The following is a 17,034-nucleotide window of genomic DNA, read 5'->3' as shown; positions in this document are numbered from 1 at the left end:
GGGTCCGCCCAGCCGGTCGTGTGGCGGTCGACGGCGGCGCCGACCGCGGCGGCGAGCTCGTCCGGGCCGGCCGGCAGGGGTTGCCGTCCAGGTGCAGGTCCCGCAGCGGCAGGCCGGCGAGCGCGGCGGCGGAGGTCAGCCGGTTGCCGGACAGGTCGAGCTGCCGGATGCCGACCCCGGCCGGGAACACGTCCGGCAGCTCCCGCAGCCGCAGGCCCCGCAGGTCGAGCCGGCCGGACTCCGCCCAGCTACGCGACCGCAGCGCCTGCGCGACCGTCGAGCTCGTCCGCCGTCCTCCCGCGCGCCTGCCCGTACCAAATCATCGATCATCGTCTCGTGGCCGGCGGACCGCGCCTGGCCGGGCGGGGTCGTGCCGTCGTCCGTGGCGGCGTTGGGGTCGGCGCCGCGCTCCAGCAGCAGCCGCACCGGTTGCGCGTCGAAGCCCAGGCAGGCGAAGTGCAGTGCGGTCCAGCCGTGGCCGCTGGCCGCGTCGACGTCGGCGCCGGCGTCGAGGAGCAGCCGCATGCAGGCCAGCATGTGGTCGCCGAACGCGAAGTCGCGGCCGTGGGTCCACGCGTTGCGGCCGTCGGCGGCATGCATCAGCGGCGTGAAGCCGTCCACCGTCCGGGCGTCGACGTTCGCGCCGCGCTGCAGCAGCAGCCGTACGGTCTCGTCGTGGGCCTCCATCGCGGCGGCCATCAGCGGCGTGGTGCCCTCGTTGTTCTCCTCGTCCACGTCGGCGCCGGCGTCGAGCAGCGCGGTGAGCACGGCGATCCGGGCGTCCGCCGGGCCGGTCGTGGCCGCGAAGTGTACGGCGGCCTCGCCCTTGTCGGTCACCGCGAGGGGATCGGCGCCGCGACTCAGCAGCGCCCGCACCACCTCGGCGTTGCCCGACGCCGCCGCGTTCATCAGCGCCGTGCTGCCGGCGGCGTCGGTGGCCCCGGGGTCGGCGCCCGCGTCGACGAGCCGGTCGACGAGGGCGGCGCGGCGCGCGTGCATCAGCGGCGTCCGGCCGCTGCGGTCGGCGGCGTCCACCGCCGTGCCGCCGGCCACGAGGCGCTCCGCGACCTCGGCGTTGTCCCAGGCCGCGGCGTGGTGCAGGGCGGTGCGGCCCTCGGCGTCGGCGTCACCGGGTCGTGCACCGGCCCGCAGCAGCACGTCGACGACGTCGGCCCGGCCGCAGACCGCCGCGCGCATCAGTGCCGTGGTCCCTTCGCCGTTTCGATGGTGTACGCCGGATCCGTGCGCCAGCAGCACCGACGTCAACCGGGCACTGCGCCCGGCCGCGTCGAACAGCAGGGTGCCGTGGCCGTCCACGTCCCGGCCGGCGGTGTGGACCTCGCCGAGGGTCAGCTCGACATCGGCCCGGGTGGGGCCGGTGTACGTCACGCTGTCGTCGACGACGACGCACAGGCTCTCGCCGAGCCGGTCGAGGCCCAGGTCGCCGTCGTACCCGCTGGCGAGCGCGGCTCGCAGTACACCAGGATCGGCACAGGCGATCGCGGCGTGGACGACGGTCGCGGCGGTGAGGGCGCCGGGATCGCCGCCGTCGCGCAGCCCCCGGCAGATGGTGAGGTCGCGCAGCGCCGCGTCGCCGGTGGGGGTGTCGACGGTGGTCGGACGCGACCCGGAGGTGAGCAGGCCGGGCTCGTCGCGCCCGACCCGCCCGGCGTCCTCCAGCGCGGCGAACCAGGCCGTGGCGCTGCCCTGCGGCACCGGCTGGCGGCGCGCGACGCGGAACCTGACCTGCATGGCACTCGGCACGCCGGCGAACCCGACGTGCAGGATCCCGCGCGGCGAGGACGCCGCCGCCAGCCCCGGCGCGGCCTCCTCGCCGAGCAGGGTCAGCAGCAGGTAGGCGCAGTCGACGGCGGTGTCGAGGTCGATCGGCCCGCCGGTGTGGGAGCACGACAGGCGGGTGTACGCGTCGTCGCCGTCGAGCGTGCAGACGATCACGATGCCGCTGTCGCGGACGGTCACCCGGCGGTCGTCCGCGCCGATGGGCTGCCCGCTGAGGCGGTGCGCCTCCCGCAGCATCCCGGCCACGGCCGCCGCCAAGGCACGGCGGGCGTCGCCGCCGAGCGTTTCGCGGCGGGCCGGCAGCAGGGCGTCGACGACGTGGTGACCGAACTCGTGGTACGCCGGGCCGAGGAACGCCTCCAGCGAAGGGCGGGACAGGATGAAGTCGCGGCCGACCTCGAACGTCGAGTCGATGCTGTCACCCGGGGATGACCCGGGCCGTCTCGATGACCGTGCGGAGCATGCGCAGCCGGACGTTGGGCGACAGCTCCGCCGTGACGGGGCCGGCCGCGAAGCCGGCGAACCCGGCCAGCAGCACGGCGGTGAGGACCGCGTCCTGGATCGGCGCGCCGCGGCGGACGGTCTGCTGCAGCAGGCGCAGGGCGTCGGCCCCGACGTCCGGGCTCCGGATGGCGTCGAGGTTGTCCACGAAGTACCGCGCCTCGTGCCCCAGGATGAAGATCTTGACCAGCGGGGGCAGGGCTGCGTGCAGTACACCCGCGGCATCTTTGGCGTGCCAGGCCTCGTCCGGGCACGACCGCCCGAGCTCGCCGGCCAGGACGCGGCCGAGGGCGACCGTCGCGTCGTGGTGCCCGTCGCCGGCCATCGCCGTGAGAACGGTGACGGCGCTGCGGGCGGCGGCCGGGCCAGGCGAGTCGAGGGCGACCGCCACCAGGTCGTCGAGTGTGGACTCCGGCATCGGCCGCTCCCTCCTGCCGCAGTCAGTGTCCCAGCCGGGGCGGTCGCGACGCGGGCGGACGAGCATCACCTATCCGACAGGCCGACGCCGCATCCCGGCCGACCATGGGCGTGCCCACGCGGCTGACATCGGGTAGGAGTAGGTGGTGGAGGTCTTCCAGGAGCTTCTTGCCCGGACGGACGCCGGCTACCGGCGGTGGCTCGCGTCGATCACCGACGATGTCCACGGCGAAACCGTGACGGTGTACTGCCTGGACGCCCTGCCGGAGCGCCACACCACCTACGGCATCGGCGAATGGCTCCCCGGCTACCTGATGATCGGTCAAGACGGCGACCGGGGCATGTTCCTCGAGTGTGCCGGTGGCGGCGGCCCGGTGTTCTGGGCCGACCTGGGCAGTCGCGGCCAGGCCGACCTCGGGGTGCTGGCTCCGGCGTTCGGCGTGTGGCTGCGTTCCGGCTTCGCGCTGCCGTCCGAACCGGCGGACGACCTGCCGCCGGCGGCCGACGTCTACGTGGACAGCGTTCCGGCCGACGCCCTGCAGCTGCTGGTGCGACTCAGGACGCTGCTGGGTGTGCATTGGCGGTTCGCAGACCTGAGGGGCTGCTCGCCGCCCAACCGTTCCTGGCGGTGCGGTCGGCTCCGCTGTGCAGGTTGCGGCACGGCTTGCAGCATGCTCCCGAGTTGCGGCCGTACGTGCACTACGCCACCGACCACGGCCTGGAAGCAGTATGGTCGCCCGGCGCGTGCTGAGGGACCGCCTGACCCTCGTGCTCGGTCGGTTCGGGACGCCTCATGCGCCCGAGCGGCCCGCCGAGTCCCCGGAGGCGAATGGGTGCCTTCGGCCGTACCAGCCGTGGGTGGGGGCTTTCGTGTTGCGTTCGTTGGCTGTGAGCGTGATCGGGATGGCGTCAGCTGGGCTGCAGGGTCTTGACGAAGTAAACCAGTGTCCACGACCAGCCGGGTTGGTGTTCGCGTCCGATCTCCTGGTAGCCCAGGCTCTGGTAGAAGGCGACGGCCTCGGGTTGGTTGGTGGCCGTGTCGAGATGCGCCTCGGGCAGGCCGAGTTGATGGGCGCGGACTTCCAGCGCGGTCATCAGGCGCCGTCCGATGCCGCGGCGTCGGGTGGCGGGGTGTGCGCGTACTCGCAGGATTTCGGCCTGTCCATGGCTGTTGGGCCGGATCCCACCCATGGCGACGATGTGGCCGTCGAGCTCGGCGACGAGGAAGTCGCCGCCCGCGTCGTGGAAGCAGCGGCGAATGTCGGCGAGGTCGGGGAAGCCGGCCGGTGGTTGCGCGGTCGGAGGCAGGGGCAGCGGGACGGTCGGGTCGGCGGTCGCACCGATGTTGGGGAGACTGTTGAGCGTCCACAGCGTCGGGGCGTCTTCGTCCCGGAATCCTCTGATGGCGACCACAGGGTGATGCTGCCGTCCTGTGGCGGTGGGCGGCGACATGTTTATGACCTGGCCGGCTGCCCCTGCACCGGCTTGACGCCGTCGGGCCTCGGCGCGGCTGCTCGCCGAGGCGACGCCGCTACTGGTCGCGGACCTGTGCGGCAGGCGAGTACCGCTCCCTGACGGCGGCGCCGGGCGCTACTCGAACCTTCCCGCCGGACCGGCGTCGTCACCGGGTCGCGCACCTCCGGGCGCCGGCCAGGCCGCGACGAGCGCGTCGACCTGTTCGGGCGGGACGAGGTCGCGCAGCACGACGTACAACGGCTCGCGGCGGTGGTCGCCGGCGCGGATCTGTGCGGCCGCCTCCCGGATCTCGGCGACGGCGGCCTCGGCGTCACCGAGCAGGAGATGCGCGATGGAGCGCAACTCGCTGTGCCGGAACGGCGTGATGTTGGGCTGAGCGGCGGCGGCCAGGCCTTGGCGGGCGAGTTCGGCGGCCTCGTCGGGGGCTTGCCCGTATACGGTCACGGCCAACAGAACGAAGGACTCGACGTCGTTGGCCGGGCCCAGGCGGATGGCCTCACGGAGCTGAGGTTCAGCGTCGGCGAGACGGCCACAGAGGATGAGGGCCTCGGCGTAGTTGGCGCGGCTGGCGCTCATGGCCGGGTCCAGTCGGACGGCCTCAGCCAACGCCACGGCGCTGTCGGCGTAGCGGCCGAGCGCGCTGAGCACGCTGCCGTGGACATCGTGCGTCGTCCCCTCAAGCGGGTCGATGGCGAGCGCCTCGGTGATTGAGGAGAGCGCGTCCTGCGGGCGGCCCGCCTCCATCTGGGCGTAGGCGAGGGAGTGCCGCAGGTGCGTCAACCTGGGTCGCACCTTGATCGCTTCGAGGAGCACCTCGACCGCGTCGTCCGTTCGTCCGAGTGCTCGCAGCAACATGCTGATGGTGACTGGGTAGTCCCGGTTGGTCGGTGCGAGGCGGCGCGCCTCCCGATACTCGGTGAGCGCCTCCTGGTGGCGACCCAACTGGAGCAGGATGTAACCGCGGGAGGAATAGGCAAGGTGGTCGTGTCGGTCGACCGTGAGCGCGAAGTCCAGCGCCGCCAGTGCCTCGTCGTGCCGTCCGACCTCGAACAGTGCGATGGCGAGGGCCCGGTGCCGTCGCGCGTCCGGCTCGAGCTCGGCGGCCCGCCTGTATGCCTCGACGGCGTCGGCCGGCCGGCCTGCCCGCTGCAGGGCAATGCCCAGGTTGAAATGGTTGACCGAGGAGTCCGGCTCGAACTCGACCGCCTGCTGGTACACGCTCAGCGGAGTCGTCTCCACACCCTGAATGTAGGCGGCAACCATTTCGGTGGCCACGTCATCGCTCCATTCCAGACTCAGCTGGAAATCCTCGAGCGTGTTCGACCCGTCCTGGCGCTCCGTCGGCGGGCGCGTCTGACCGGCGTTGCGCGCGAGACCGAGCGCCAGCTGATGGTCGCCCAGCTGTTCGGCGCCGACCGCCGCGTAAAGCCACGCGTCCTCGTGCTCACCGAAACGGATGGTCGCGTAGGTTCCGCCATAGAGCAGCTGTTCGTACACGCCCTCCTCGAGCTGGCCCTTCAACCAGTCGATGAGCTCCGAGTGTTCGAAGAGCATCCCGGCTTCGTCAGCGGCGAGACGATTGGCGGCGAATTGCGCCGCCTGGTAGCGGCCCCATCCCTGGTCGAGCTTCGCGCCGAGGACCAGTAGTTGCTGGCCGATCGGCGAGGCGATGAGCGTGGCGTTGCGGAGGGTGAGGTTCTGCCATCGGCCCCACTGGCGGGCGTCGGCGGCGGCGATCCACTCAGCCAGCACTGCGGCAACGTGCGAGATGTTCATCATGTGGACTGCGCCGCCCTGGATCGCGTGCAGGCGCGGTGGCCGGAGCGCACCGCTACGCAGTTGTTCCTTCATCTTCGCGAACGTCTCCCGTACCACAAGCGGGTACTCGGGAATCTCGTGTTCGAGGAAGCCTTGCGCGCCCGCGTTGTCCTCGGCGTCGAAGTAGACTTCCAGCTCCTCGAGCTGTTCGGCGAGCATCAGACCGGCCAGTCTCGCCCCGACCCGCGTCTCCAGAGTCTTGTAGATCCACGCGACGATCTGGCGGCCTTCGGCGTCGGAGCCGTACTCGATGCCGAGCTCGGTCAGCAGGTCGGTGTTGATGGCAATCCTGGAATCCGTGGTCGGCTCGTCCTGCCCCTCCAATTGGCGGGCAGTGGCCACCAGGTCTTCCACCACTCGCAGTTCGACTGCGGCCCGCTGCAGGAACTCGAAGATGATCCGGTAGCCGGCGCGTTGGTCTCGGGCGATCGCCACGAACTCGCCGAGATCGGGCGCCAGCCCGTTGCGGGCCAGGGCGAGCACCAGCCGGTTGTGCCACATCGGCGGCATCTGCGCGATCGTCGTATCGAGCGGGCCGAGCGCCGGCGCGGCGCCGGACGTCTTCAGGAGGGCGAGCACGGCGTCACACCGCACGTTCCACGCCAGGTCTGGGTCCTGGGCAACGGTCTCCAGGCATCGGCGGCCGACCCGGCCGGCCTCGGCCAGGCGTTTCGACATATCGGGCCAGGAGGTGACGCCGCCGCTGCGCTCCCGGAGCACACTCATCAGCGCCATCGCGGCCGATGGCCGACCGTGCCGGGCCATCTCCACGATGATCTCCAGCCGCTCCCGCTGATCTACCGACTCCATCGTGGACAGCTCGATGCACGAGTCCTCGTCGGCGAGCGAGGGATCGTGCCGTAACAGGGCGTCGGCCAGTCGGACCCGGATCCACGTCGGCACCCCGCTGTCGGCGTGCAGGCTCAACGCGTGGGTGAGGCCACGCTCGTCGTGCACCTCCACCAGCGCGCAGAGGTGACGGATCTTCACCTCCAGCTCGACACCGCCGTGGTTGAGCTGACCCACCAGGAGGTCCCGGCCCGCGTCGCCGTGGCGGGCGAGGGCCCGGGCAAGTGCTTCCCGGACGGTCCAGCTCACGTTGCGATTCGCCAGGGCCAGCGCCGCGTGCGAGAAGGAATCGGGGACCCCGTCCTCGATAAGCGCCAACGCGAGCTCGGCCCGGTCGTCGTACTTCGGCTGCTCAGTGGCCAGCAGTCGTAGGCTGCGCTCGACAACGTCCGGGACCGCCGCCCGGACCAGGTCGGCATAGAGCTGGCAGCGCAGGCCGACCGTCATGGTGCGGTCGTCGGCGGTGTCGCGGACCGCCTCCACGGCAGCCTGGCCGCACTCCAGAAGCGCGCGTCCGATCTGAACCCGCCGCTCGGTCCGGAATTGGCGGTTGCCCAGCAGCTTGATTGCGACTGCGACGGCAGGGTGCGAATGTGGTCGCAAGGCTGTGAGGAACGCGGTCAGCTCCTCCTTGACCGATACCTCACGTTCCAGCACGTCGCGGACCGCCTCGGCGGCTTGCGCGGTGTTGAGCGCGACCAGTCCCGAGATGAGCCGTAGCCGCAGCCGCGCCGGGCAGTTCTCCGCGGCGACGAGGGTCAGCGCGCGCCGCACCGCCGTTTCGTCGCCGGCGTCGAGCAGGCTGGACATGGCCACGTAGGCGATGTCGGTTTGGGCGTCCGCCTCCGCCCTCTTCTCGACCGGCTCGTCCAGCGCCGCCGCTTGCTCGCCGGCCCACACGCGCAGCGGGCGGACGGGCGAACGCAACAGGATGCCGAGCGCGTCGAGGGCGCGACGGCGCTCGAAGACGAGCGGCGACTGGGTGGCCGCGAGGATGGCGTCGCGCACCGCCTCGGCCGACGCCTCGTCCCGGTAGTGGCTCGCCTCGGCGACGACTTGGGCCGCCAGTGTGCGCTGGGTGACCCACGGATCGCCGTCCTCGGAGAGAATGTGCGCCACCAGCGCGGCCGGATCAGCGGCGAGGCTCGCCGCGGCCACGAAAACCCGGGTCCAGCTCGTATCCATCCAGCGGTGTCGGTCGATGCACTTGACCTGCTCGTCGAGGGTCAGCCCGGCGAAGTAGGCGGCCAGCAGCGTCTCCCGCAGGATCGGGTGGATGAAGCGGACGGTTGGGCGCAGCGACACGTCGGCGGCGTCCAGTAGGAGCCCGTCGTACAGCAGCTCCCAGAGGACCGGCTCCGCCACGTCAGCGATCGGATTGCGGGCTGTCTCGACTTGCGTCCGCATGCGCACCGCGGCCGTCGCCGCCACTGCCGGATAGTCGGGATGGCGGCGGATCTCGGCGCCCAGCTCGGCCTTCGCGATGTCCTCGACGCCGCCCCGCCAGCGGTCCTGGAGCCGGCCGAGCACCTCGGCCAGCATCCGCATGCGCAGGACCGCATCGGGCATCGCCTCCGGGCCAGCCGCGCTGCGCCCGCCGTGCCACCGTCCGGACAGCAGGTGCCGGACCACGTCGCCGTACAACTGGGGCAACGTCGAACGGCGGTAGTTCTCGTGTTTGCCCGGATCGGCGAGCCGGCAGAGGAACGACAGAAGCAGCGGCACCTCGGCCAGCTGGGCCAGTTCGGGGCGGTCGCCGAAGGCCGCCAGGAGCCCATCGGCGTCGTCCGGCCGGTCGCCGAGCCAGGCCCGCACGAAGTTGACCGTTTCCCGCGAGGAGAAGCCGACCAGCTGAAAGTCCTCGCGGTTGCCGACGGCGATGTCGTCGATGATCCCGAGGGAGACCGGACGGGAGGTCACCAGCAAGGTGTTGTTCAGCGACAGCAGTGTGATCAGGCTCTGCTTCAGCCGCGCGGCCAGGCCGGTCGGCATCTCGTCAAGGCCGTCGAGGCACAGCAGTACCCGCCCGTCGAGGAGGGCGCGCTCAACCGTCGGAACGTACCCGCGGCCATCGCTGTCGTCGGCCTGCGCCGGGGACAGCGTGGCGGCGACGAGGGTCTTGGCCAGCCCGAGTGGTCCGGCGCCGTAGCCGTTGTCGGACGCGAGCGTCATGCAGGTCAGCCGCAGCGGGATGGTGCAGTCGTCGACCGACTCGGCGGCCGCGAGCTGCTCCTTGGCCTGCCGGGCGGCGGTCAGGGCGTGGTAGCGCAGCAGCCAGGACTTGCCGAAGCCGGGATCGCCGCTGACCACGGTCAGGCTTGGCATGGTCCGATCGCCACGCCAGCGATGCCGGACCGGGACGTCCTCTTCGGTTGCACGGCGGCGCCCGGAACTGCGGCGGCGCATCCAGATGGTCTGGTGCAGCGCCTCAACGTCGACGCCGTCCGGCAGCGTGTCGCGCTGAAACTCCGCCTCGTGGATGACGGCGTCGAGGATCTCGCGAGTGGCGGCAACGGGGTCCGGTCCCACGAAATCGCCGGCCACCGCCGCGCGCCAGGCCGGGTTGTTCTTGTGGTGGATCTCGTGGCGGGCCCACACCGTGTGCTCGAGTTGCTGGAGCATGGTCGCGGCGACGACGTAGGCGCCGTGCGGTTTGCCGGCGCCACGGGTCGCCTTCACGATGCCCACGACGCGGCCGGCCTCGCGGTCCAGCACCGGCGCGCCGCTCATCCCGGGGTCGACGGCGCCCAGCTTGACCTTGATGAGGTCGACGCCCTGCTCCTGGAAGGTTCCCTCGAAGGTGAACAGAGCAACGTTCTCGCCGATCGTGGTGCGCGGATCGACGGGCCGGCCGTTGTACCCGACCGCGAGCAGGTCCGCGGTGTCTCCCACCCCGCCCAGCTGCACGCACGGGGTGTCCTCGAACTCGCCGTCGCGGGCGACGAGCACGGCCAGATCGGGCAGCGGATAGCGGTCCGGTTCGGTGCCGGGCGCGACGTGCTTCGGGTGCCTCGGCCCGATCTGCAGCGCGCGCAGCACCCCCTGCCGGTCCGGCGCGAAGACGGTGTCGTCCACCGCGTCGAACAGGACGTGGGCGGCCGTGATCGCGATGCCGGGGGCCACGAAGAAGGCGGTGCCGAGCAGCGCGCCGGCCGCATCGGTCAGCGGCACGGTCGCCGACCGGACGAGGGTCTCGAGCTTCGTGGCCATTCGCGTCGCCACCCATCCGATCCGAGATGCGGGTACGAGTGGCCGAAAGCCTACGGTGGCGGCCACCGCCCGGTCCGTGCATCGTCACATCTCGAACCGTTTGGCCGATCCGCGCCGGTCGAACGACGCCGCAGGTGTCCCGTTTCGACGGCGTCATTCCGGATGCGTCGACCGATCCGATCAGCTAAGAATTGTGCGGTCGATCGCACTCGCCACGATCGGAAAGGTGACCATGCAGATCCGCTCCGCTCGCCGCCTCCTGGGCACACCTGTCCGCTCGTCCGACGGCCGGCCGCTCGGCCGGGTGGGGGTCGTCTACATCCCCGAGGGGCGGGTCCAGCCGCTGCTGATCGCGCTGCCGGCCGAGCGATCGGCCCCGTGGGTGGTGCCGCTGTTCGGTGCCCGGCTCGACGAGGACGGCCTGGTGCTCGCATACCGGGCGGACCTGATCACCGCGGGGCCGACGGTCGACGCGGAGATTCCGCTGTCGCTCGGCGAGGTCGGTGCGGTGCTGACGCATTACCGGCCGGGCATCGCCATGGGGTTCCCGGTAACGCGGCGAGCGCCCGAGGTCGGTGACGTCGGCGCCGGTCTCGTGCATCGCATCCCGCCGGTTCCCGGAGTCGAGGACGACGACCTGCCGCCCATCGTGATCATCAACCCGGGCGCGACCGGATGACCGCGTCGGAGCCGGGCGCGTCGCCGCTGAGCGCGGCCAATCAACGAATCCGGGACACGGCGAAGTGGCTTATCGCCAGCGCCGCGGGGGTCGGTGCCGCGCTCCTCGCGGGGAGCCAGCTGTCCAACATCGGCCGGCTCGACGCCGGTACCGTCCGGTTCTGGGTGGCCGCGGCCGGCATCCTGCTGGGGCTAACCGGGGTGGTGCTCGCGATCGGCGCGGAGATGCGCGTGCTGCTGCCGACTCAGGTGCTGGTTTCAGACCTGGACCGGCACTGGGACCATCCGACGCGGGAACTGCGGCCGGTGGTGGCGTTCTTCCAACGGGACTCGAAGTTCCTGCAGGGCACTGCGAGCCCGGCCGAATTGATCAAGCGCCGCGACGATCTCGTGGCGAAGCTGCGCGAGCCGAACCCGCCCGGCGACCTCCGCGCACGCATCGAAGCGCTCGACAAGCGCATCACCGCAGTCGAGGACCTGGCCAATCACCAGGCGCTGAAGGCCGCCTTCGAGCGCGGACTGCACCGCCTGCTGCTGGCCGCCGTAATCGCCGGCGCCGGGATCGTCGCCTTCGCCTGGGCCGCGAATCCGCCGAACCAGTCGAGCGGCCCTGACCTGCGCAATGCGTCCCTCGTCGACGCGCGGCTGCGCGATGCCGACCTGCGCGGCGCGAAGCTCGACGGGGCCGACCTGACCCGGGCCGACCTGACTGGCGCCGACCTCAGCGGGGCGTCGCTGGTCAAGGTGACCTGGTCACGAACCGTCTGCCCGGACGGGACCACGAGCGACGCCGATGGCGGCACCTGCCTGGGGCACCTGAAACCCTGAATCAGGGATGTCCAGGCAGGCGAGCGCGTCCAGGACGCGGCAGTTGGTGCAGCTCGGGCCTTCTCACCTCGCACCCCAGTGCGGAACACACGGACGAGATCGACCAGGCCAGCCGGTCCCCGACGACCGTCTGGCCGGGCTCACCGCGCAACAGTCCATCACACCGCAGGTACGGCTCGACCAGTTCGTGGCCAACGATCATCACCTCGCTCACGGACGCCATCGTGGGCATCCGGCATACTCGGAACGCCAGACCGAGCACGGAATGCGGCATGTGCGCGCATGCTCGCTCGCGGGCGGAACGGCTGGGTGAGCAGCCTGTTGTTTCCGGGGGTCACGATCCGCGGCGACAGTCTGTCCTCGCGAGGACCGTCGATGCAGTTCCGACCGTGGTTTCTGAAGCTCGGCCCCCGCTGCCGCCGGCTGATGCGTGACGGTATGAAGGCCGAGGCGGTGGTGCTGGAGTCCGAGAGCTGGGGCTGGGTCAGCGGCGCTCTGCAGCCCAACACCAAGCTCAGGCTCAGGGTGCATTTCGACGACGGCACCACAGCGGAGGTCGAACGGATAGCGCGGTACACCGTCACCCTCGGCCGCCACACCGCCGGGTCGACGCTGCCGATGCGCTACGAGGAGAAGGACCGGTCCTATGTCGAGATCGACGCGGCCGAGCTGCGGCGGCGCGAGACGGCCCGGGAGGCGAAAATCCACCGGGAGCTCGTCGCGTCCGCCGAGAGGCGGATCGCCCGCGGCCGGTCGACGGCCGTCACACGGCTGGGCTTGCCGGCAACCTCCGGCGCCGGTGACGCGGTCACCGCGGCGAGTGCCAAGCTGAATGACGACGTGATCCGGCTGAAGGTCGACCATCAGGCCAACCGGATCGGCGACGACGACTACGCGGTTCGGCATTCGGTACTTGCCGCGCAGGTCCGCGAGCTGCCGGACACCGACGATCCCGACGAGCACCGGCTCGCGGTGCTGGGCCGGATCGTCCTCGGCGAGCCCAGCGGCGTGGACGAGGCGGAGGAGTCCGAGGTCCGGCTCGGCGCGAGCTTCCTGGAGCGGACCGTCCGGCTGAAGGTCCGCCACGAGCGCGGTGAGATCACCGACGAGACGTTCGGCCAGGAGGCGGCGACCATCGCGGCGGAGATCGCGGCCTATGAGGACGACGCCTGAGCACGGCAGCACGCCCCGTGGCGCTTCGAGCCGGACGGCCCGGCGGCGGACCGTCCGCCGGGGCCGCCCGGGCGAGAATCGCGCCACCACCGGCCGGCTGGCCGTGGGTCGTCACCGGCCGTTGGCGGCGGCCGAGCGTACGGCCCAGACCAGCGCCAGGCCGGCCAGGACTCCGGTGGGCGGGTGCGGCGGGAGCAGCGACACCACGGCGGCCAGGCCGAGCAGCGCGCAGGCGCCGCGCGAGATGGCCCGCCGGCGCCAGCCCGCGATCGCCAGCGCGGCGAAGCCGGCCACGCAGAGCACCATTTTCGGCAGCCAGAACAGGTCCAGGTAGGTGCCGGACCGGTTGACGAGCTGTTCGACCTGCTCGTCGGTCAACAGCACGAGCACATGGTTGGCGTACATCGTCATGGTCCATGCCCCGGCGGCGATGAACGCGCAGCCGGCGGCGGCGATTTGCAGGGCCCACCCGGGCAGGCGGGTCGCCGGGGCGAGTCTCGGCAGCGTCACCGCGAGGGTGACGAAGGCGGCGGTGATGCCGCTCTGGTACTCCTGGCGGTGCTGGGGAGCCTGCCGCTGGCCTTACGGCGGCGGTGGCCGTCCGCGGTGTTCGGGGTGATGCTCGGTGCCTGGCTGGTGATCGAACTGCTGCGGTGGAATCAGGGCGTGGTGCCGGCATGCGTGCTGTTCGCGTCGGCCTCCTGGCAGCCGCTGAAGGCCGCGCTGGCCTGCCTGGCGGCGTTGTACGCGCAGTCCGGCGTCCTGGCGCTGCAAGGCGGCCCGTTCGCCGATCCGCTGAGCGTGTTCACGCTGCTGGGGCTCACGATCGTCTGGGCGAGCGGGCTGTCGGTCCGGCACCTGCGGCAACGACAGCAGCAGGCGGTCGCCCGGGCCCTGGTGGTCCGGCTCGTGCAGGAGGCGCTGACGAACGTCCGCAAGCATGCTCCGGGTGCCCGGGCGTGGGTCGACGTCGCCGCGGACGGCGGCGACGCCCGGATCGAGATCGGCAATGACGTCCCCACGCCCGGTCCACGCGGCGGGAAGGCCGCCGGCACCGGTGGGTACGGGCTGATCGGCATGCGCGAACGGGTGGCGATGTTCGACGGCCGGCTCGACGTCGGGCCGAGCGCCGGCGGCGGCTACCGGGTGCGGGCGGTGCTGCGCGACACCAGCGGGCGGGCGGCGTTCGGATGAGGCCGGTGCGGGTTGTCGTCGTCGACGACCAGGACCTCGTCCGGGTGGGCTTCGTCGCGCTGCTGTCGGCCACCGCCGGCGTCGAGGTCGTCGGCGAGGCCAGGCAGGGCGAGGAGGCCGTCCGGCTGGCCCGTACGAGCCGCCCGCAGGTGGTGCTCATGGACGTCCGGATGCCGGTGCTGAACGGCATCGAGGCGACCCGCCGCATCACCGGCGACCCGGAGTGCGCCGGCTGCCACGTCATCATGCTGACCACGTTCGGGCTGGACGATTACGTCTTCGGCGCGCTGCGCGCCGGCGCCGTGGGCTTCCTGCTCAAGGACACCCCGCCCGAGGACCTCATCCGGGCCGTCCGGACGGTCGCCGCCGGCGATTCGCTGCTGTCGCCCTCGATCACCCGAAGGCTGATCGAAGCCTTCGCCGCCACGCCGCCACCGCCCACGCTCGACCAGCCGGCCACGGTACTACCCGCCCGGGAAGCCGACGTGCTCGTCCTCGTCGGCCGCGGCCTGTCGAACGCCGAAATCGCCCGTAGCCTGCACATCGGCCCGGCGACCGTGAAGACCTACATCAGCCGCCTGTTCAGCAACGTCGGCGCGACGACGCGGGTGCATCCGGTGATCCACGCCTACGAGACCGGACTGCTCGGCAGCGGCCCGGCCGGCCGCAGCCGGCTATCCGGGCGGTCGGAGCGTGGATGAGCGCAGGTACGCGAGCACCACGAGCACGCGGCGATGAGCGTCCGGATCGTCGGCCACGCCCAGCTTTGCGAAGGTCCGGGTGATGTGGGTCTCGACCGTGCGTTCGGCGATGTGCAGCCGGGCCCCGACCGCCCGGTTGGACAGCCCCTCGGCGAGCAGCTGCAGGACCTCGCGCTCGCGGGCGGTGAGCGTCCCGAGCGGGTCGTCGTGACGAGGCCGGTTGACCAGCCGGCTGACGATGGCCGGGTCGACCACGGTCTCACCGGCGCGGATGCGGACCAGCGCGTCGGTGATGACCGCGGCGTCGAAGATGTGCTCCTTGAGCAGGTAACCGACGCCGCCGGGGCGCACCTCGAGCAGGCGCAGCGCGTAGCTCGGCTCGAGGTACTGCGAAACGATCAGCACGCCGACGCCGGGCTGCCGGGCGATGATCTGCCGGGCGGCGACCAGCCCTTCGTCGGTGTGGGTGGGAGGCATCCGGATGTCGACGATCACCGCGTCGGGCGCGTCGAGCCACGCCGTGCGGAGCAGCTCCGCAGCATCGGCGGCCTGACCGACGACGTCGTGCCCGGCGGTGGTCAGCACCCGGACCAGGCCCTCGCGGGTGAGCATGGTGTCGTCGGCTACGACCAGTCGCATGGGAGCTCCGCCCGCAGCTGTTGCCCGTCCGAGGTGACCTGTCCGCCCAGCGCGAGGACCCGGTCGTGGACGTGCTCACCGGGCTCCCCGGTGACCCCGTCGACGGTCACCACCACCCGCCCGGCGACGCATGCGACGCGCACCCGGAATCGGCGGACCGGATCGGCGGGCGCGGCACCGGCGGTGTGCTGCACGACGGCGTAGACCGCCCGTTCGAGCTCGGTGGGCAGCCGTGCCGCGACCACCTCGTCGATGTCGATCACGGCGGCGGCGGTCTCGGCGAGCGTCAGGAGCGCCGCCTCCAGGCCAGCCTCTTCAAGGATGGTGGGAAATATGCCGTGGGCGATCTCGCGCAGGTCGGCCAGGGCGGCACGGATCTCGATCAGCGCCTTGTCGATCAGGGCCGCGTCGGCACCGGCGCGCGCGGCCGAACGGGCCAGGTGCAGTTCGGCGGTGACGGCGAGCACGCGCTGCTGCGCGCCGTCGTGCAGGTCCCGTTCGAGCCGGCGGCGGGTCTGGTCCGCCGCCATGACGATCCGGGCCCGCGATGCACGAAGGTCGGCCAGGCGGGCGAGGAGGGAGGCACGCAGGCGCTCGTTGTCGATCGCCAGCCGCGTGGCCGAGCCGAGCTGCGCCGACAGGTCGTGCTCGTCGTGCCGGGAGCGATCGTGGACCAGGATCGCGAGCGGCTCACCGTGCCGCCGGATCGCGGTGGTGGCCTGGCCGGGTCCCGGTGCCGGGTCGAACGGGCCGCCGTCGGCATCGACGTATCCGGTCGAGCCGGGCAGGCGATAGCCGATGTCGAGGTGCTCGTCCCGCAGCATCGTGGCCAGTGCCCTGCGCAGCGCACCCGGCGGCGGCGAGGCGCCCAGGTCGGTGATCAGACGGGCGACCGCGGAGCGGCTGCGGTACCGCCGCTGCAGCGCCCAGCCGAGGCCGAGCGCGATCAGCGAGCATCCGGCTGCCCGCACCAGGAACACCGTCATGAAGGGGGCCAGACGTGGGTCCTCGGCCGGGTCGCGCAGCAGGGCCGCGGCATACAGCGCCTCGGCCAGGCCGGCGGCGGTGGTCGCGGCGAGCACGCCGCCGAGCAGCCGTCGTCCGGCCACGGTCGCTTGCGACACCCGCCGGATCGCGGCGATCACCACGACCGCGGCGGCGGTGACGGACCCGACCAGCCCGGCCCGCGCGAACAGGGCCGCCGCGGCCGGCATGGAGCGCACCAGCAGCGTGTTGCCGGTGCAGTCGCGCCAGCAGTCGGGATCGAAGAACGGGTCGTAGACGAGGGCGTGGCCGAGGCTGACCGATCCCGCGACGGCGTAGCCGATCGCGACCAGCCGGCGCTGGGTGGGTGCGGTGAGACGACCGGCCGGCGCCGTCAGCGTCAGGTGGATGAGCAGGGGACCCATCATGGGCGGCAGCAGCATGGCGACACTGCGCACTGCGAGCGGGCCGGAATACCAGCCGGCCCACACGGGAGACAGCCACACCGTGCCGATCGCCGCGACGAGCACGGCGACCGAGCGGCCGCCGCGGCTGAGCCAGGTGACGGACCCGGCGACGAGCAACGCCCATCCGACGCCGAGCTCGGCGGTGGCGGCGACCGGCCCCGTCGCCGCATAGGTCGTGATCAGCCGGTCCGGTCCGGCGATCACCGTCGAGCCGAGCCCTGCGGCCAGCGCGGCCAGCGGCAGCGCCAACGCGGCCGCGGTACCGCCGAAAACAGCTCTCATATGCGCCGGCCGCCTTC

Annotated in this window: 13 protein-coding genes; 6 read left to right on the top strand and 7 right to left on the bottom strand. The window is 72.1% G+C overall.

The genetic code is table 11. The features are described from left to right. Positions 1-135: 135 nt before the first annotated feature. Together ACQP00_RS28510 and ACQP00_RS28505 are read right to left on the bottom strand one after the other, a co-directional pair. Positions 136-2,037 (bottom strand): ankyrin repeat domain-containing protein, encoded by a 1,902-nt coding sequence (locus tag ACQP00_RS28510; protein ID WP_433224020.1) that lies wholly within the window; start codon positions 2,035-2,037, stop codon positions 136-138. A 181-nt stretch (positions 2,038-2,218) separates the two neighbouring features. Then, on the bottom strand, positions 2,219-2,719 hold the full coding sequence (locus ACQP00_RS28505) for a hypothetical protein (RefSeq protein ID WP_433200298.1): 501 nt from the start codon (positions 2,717-2,719) through the stop codon (positions 2,219-2,221). 145 nt (positions 2,720-2,864) lie between these two features. Here ACQP00_RS28505 and ACQP00_RS28500 point away from each other — a divergent pair, with 145 nt between their 5' ends. Beyond that, the gene (locus ACQP00_RS28500; RefSeq protein ID WP_433200295.1) at positions 2,865-3,650 is read left to right on the top strand and encodes a hypothetical protein; all 786 of its coding nucleotides are present in this window, start codon (positions 2,865-2,867) and stop codon (positions 3,648-3,650) included. Here ACQP00_RS28500 and ACQP00_RS28495 read toward each other — a convergent pair. Then, positions 3,628-4,131 carry a GNAT family N-acetyltransferase gene (locus ACQP00_RS28495; protein ID WP_433200292.1) on the bottom strand — a complete coding sequence of 168 codons (504 nt, stop codon included), beginning with the start codon at positions 4,129-4,131 and terminating at the stop codon, positions 3,628-3,630. The genes ACQP00_RS28500 and ACQP00_RS28495 overlap by 23 nt on opposite strands. A gap of 177 nt (positions 4,132-4,308) precedes the next feature. Then, positions 4,309-10,071: a tetratricopeptide repeat protein gene (locus ACQP00_RS28490; protein ID WP_433200289.1), complete on the bottom strand. Its 5,763-nt coding sequence runs from the start codon at positions 10,069-10,071 to the stop codon at positions 4,309-4,311. Between the two features lie 76 nt (positions 10,072-10,147). On the opposite strand from ACQP00_RS28490, the gene ACQP00_RS28485 reads away from it, so the two are divergent. The 3 genes from ACQP00_RS28485 to ACQP00_RS28475 all read left to right on the top strand — a co-directional run bounded on the left by ACQP00_RS28485 (position 10,148) and on the right by ACQP00_RS28475 (position 12,750). After that, positions 10,148-10,750, top strand: a complete 603-nt coding sequence (locus tag ACQP00_RS28485; RefSeq protein WP_433200286.1) for a hypothetical protein — start codon at positions 10,148-10,150, stop codon at positions 10,748-10,750. 164 nt (positions 10,751-10,914) lie between these two features. After that, on the top strand, positions 10,915-11,577 hold the full coding sequence (locus tag ACQP00_RS28480; RefSeq protein ID WP_433200283.1) for a pentapeptide repeat-containing protein: 663 nt from the start codon (positions 10,915-10,917) through the stop codon (positions 11,575-11,577). A 375-nt stretch (positions 11,578-11,952) separates the two neighbouring features. Then, complete coding sequence (locus ACQP00_RS28475) at positions 11,953-12,750, top strand: hypothetical protein (RefSeq protein ID WP_433200280.1); 798 nt, start codon at positions 11,953-11,955, stop codon at positions 12,748-12,750. Positions 12,751-12,861: 111 nt separating this feature from the next. On the opposite strand, the gene ACQP00_RS28470 is transcribed toward ACQP00_RS28475, so the two are convergent. Continuing rightward, a complete protein-coding gene (locus ACQP00_RS28470; RefSeq protein WP_433200277.1) occupies positions 12,862-13,260 on the bottom strand; it encodes a hypothetical protein in 399 nt (132 codons plus the stop codon). Between the two features lie 48 nt (positions 13,261-13,308). Here ACQP00_RS28470 and ACQP00_RS28465 point away from each other — a divergent pair, with 48 nt between their 5' ends. Together ACQP00_RS28465 and ACQP00_RS28460 are read left to right on the top strand one after the other, a co-directional pair. After that, a complete protein-coding gene (locus ACQP00_RS28465) occupies positions 13,309-13,944 on the top strand; it encodes an ATP-binding protein (protein ID WP_433200274.1) in 636 nt (211 codons plus the stop codon). Next, positions 13,941-14,645, top strand: coding sequence for a response regulator (locus ACQP00_RS28460; protein WP_433200271.1), 705 nt, complete (start codon positions 13,941-13,943; stop codon positions 14,643-14,645). Before ACQP00_RS28465 ends, ACQP00_RS28460 begins: the two co-directional genes overlap by 4 nt. Here the strand turns inward: ACQP00_RS28460 and ACQP00_RS28455 are convergent. Both ACQP00_RS28455 and ACQP00_RS28450 read right to left on the bottom strand, forming a co-directional pair. Next, a complete protein-coding gene (locus tag ACQP00_RS28455; protein ID WP_433200268.1) occupies positions 14,619-15,284 on the bottom strand; it encodes a LuxR C-terminal-related transcriptional regulator in 666 nt (221 codons plus the stop codon). The genes ACQP00_RS28460 and ACQP00_RS28455 overlap by 27 nt on opposite strands. Beyond that, positions 15,269-17,017 carry a sensor histidine kinase gene (locus tag ACQP00_RS28450; protein ID WP_433200265.1) on the bottom strand — a complete coding sequence of 583 codons (1,749 nt, stop codon included), beginning with the start codon at positions 17,015-17,017 and terminating at the stop codon, positions 15,269-15,271. Before ACQP00_RS28450 ends, ACQP00_RS28455 begins: the two co-directional genes overlap by 16 nt. Positions 17,018-17,034: the final 17 nt, after the last annotated feature.

Origin of the sequence: Dactylosporangium sp. CS-047395 (genome assembly GCF_050942185.1) — a bacterium.
Classification (GTDB): Bacteria; Actinomycetota; Actinomycetes; order Mycobacteriales; family Micromonosporaceae; genus Dactylosporangium.
The sequence above is the reverse complement of the archived record's forward strand: the minus strand, read 5'-3'. Positions and strand labels throughout refer to the sequence as shown.

Excerpts from the sequence above, each read along its gene's own strand:
- ACQP00_RS28490 (WP_433200289.1), bottom strand. The coding sequence starts at position 10,071 with ATGGCCACGAAGCTCGAGACCCTCGTCCGGTCGGCGACCGTGCCGCTG.
- ACQP00_RS28475 (WP_433200280.1), top strand. The coding sequence starts at position 11,953 with ATGCAGTTCCGACCGTGGTTTCTGAAGCTCGGCCCCCGCTGCCGCCGG.
- ACQP00_RS28450 (WP_433200265.1), bottom strand. The coding sequence starts at position 17,017 with ATGAGAGCTGTTTTCGGCGGTACCGCGGCCGCGTTGGCGCTGCCGCTG.
- ACQP00_RS28505 (WP_433200298.1), bottom strand. The coding sequence starts at position 2,719 with ATGCCGGAGTCCACACTCGACGACCTGGTGGCGGTCGCCCTCGACTCG.
- ACQP00_RS28510 (WP_433224020.1), bottom strand. The coding sequence starts at position 2,037 with ATGCTGCGGGAGGCGCACCGCCTCAGCGGGCAGCCCATCGGCGCGGAC.
- ACQP00_RS28460 (WP_433200271.1), top strand. The coding sequence starts at position 13,941 with ATGAGGCCGGTGCGGGTTGTCGTCGTCGACGACCAGGACCTCGTCCGG.
- ACQP00_RS28455 (WP_433200268.1), bottom strand. The coding sequence starts at position 15,284 with ATGCGACTGGTCGTAGCCGACGACACCATGCTCACCCGCGAGGGCCTG.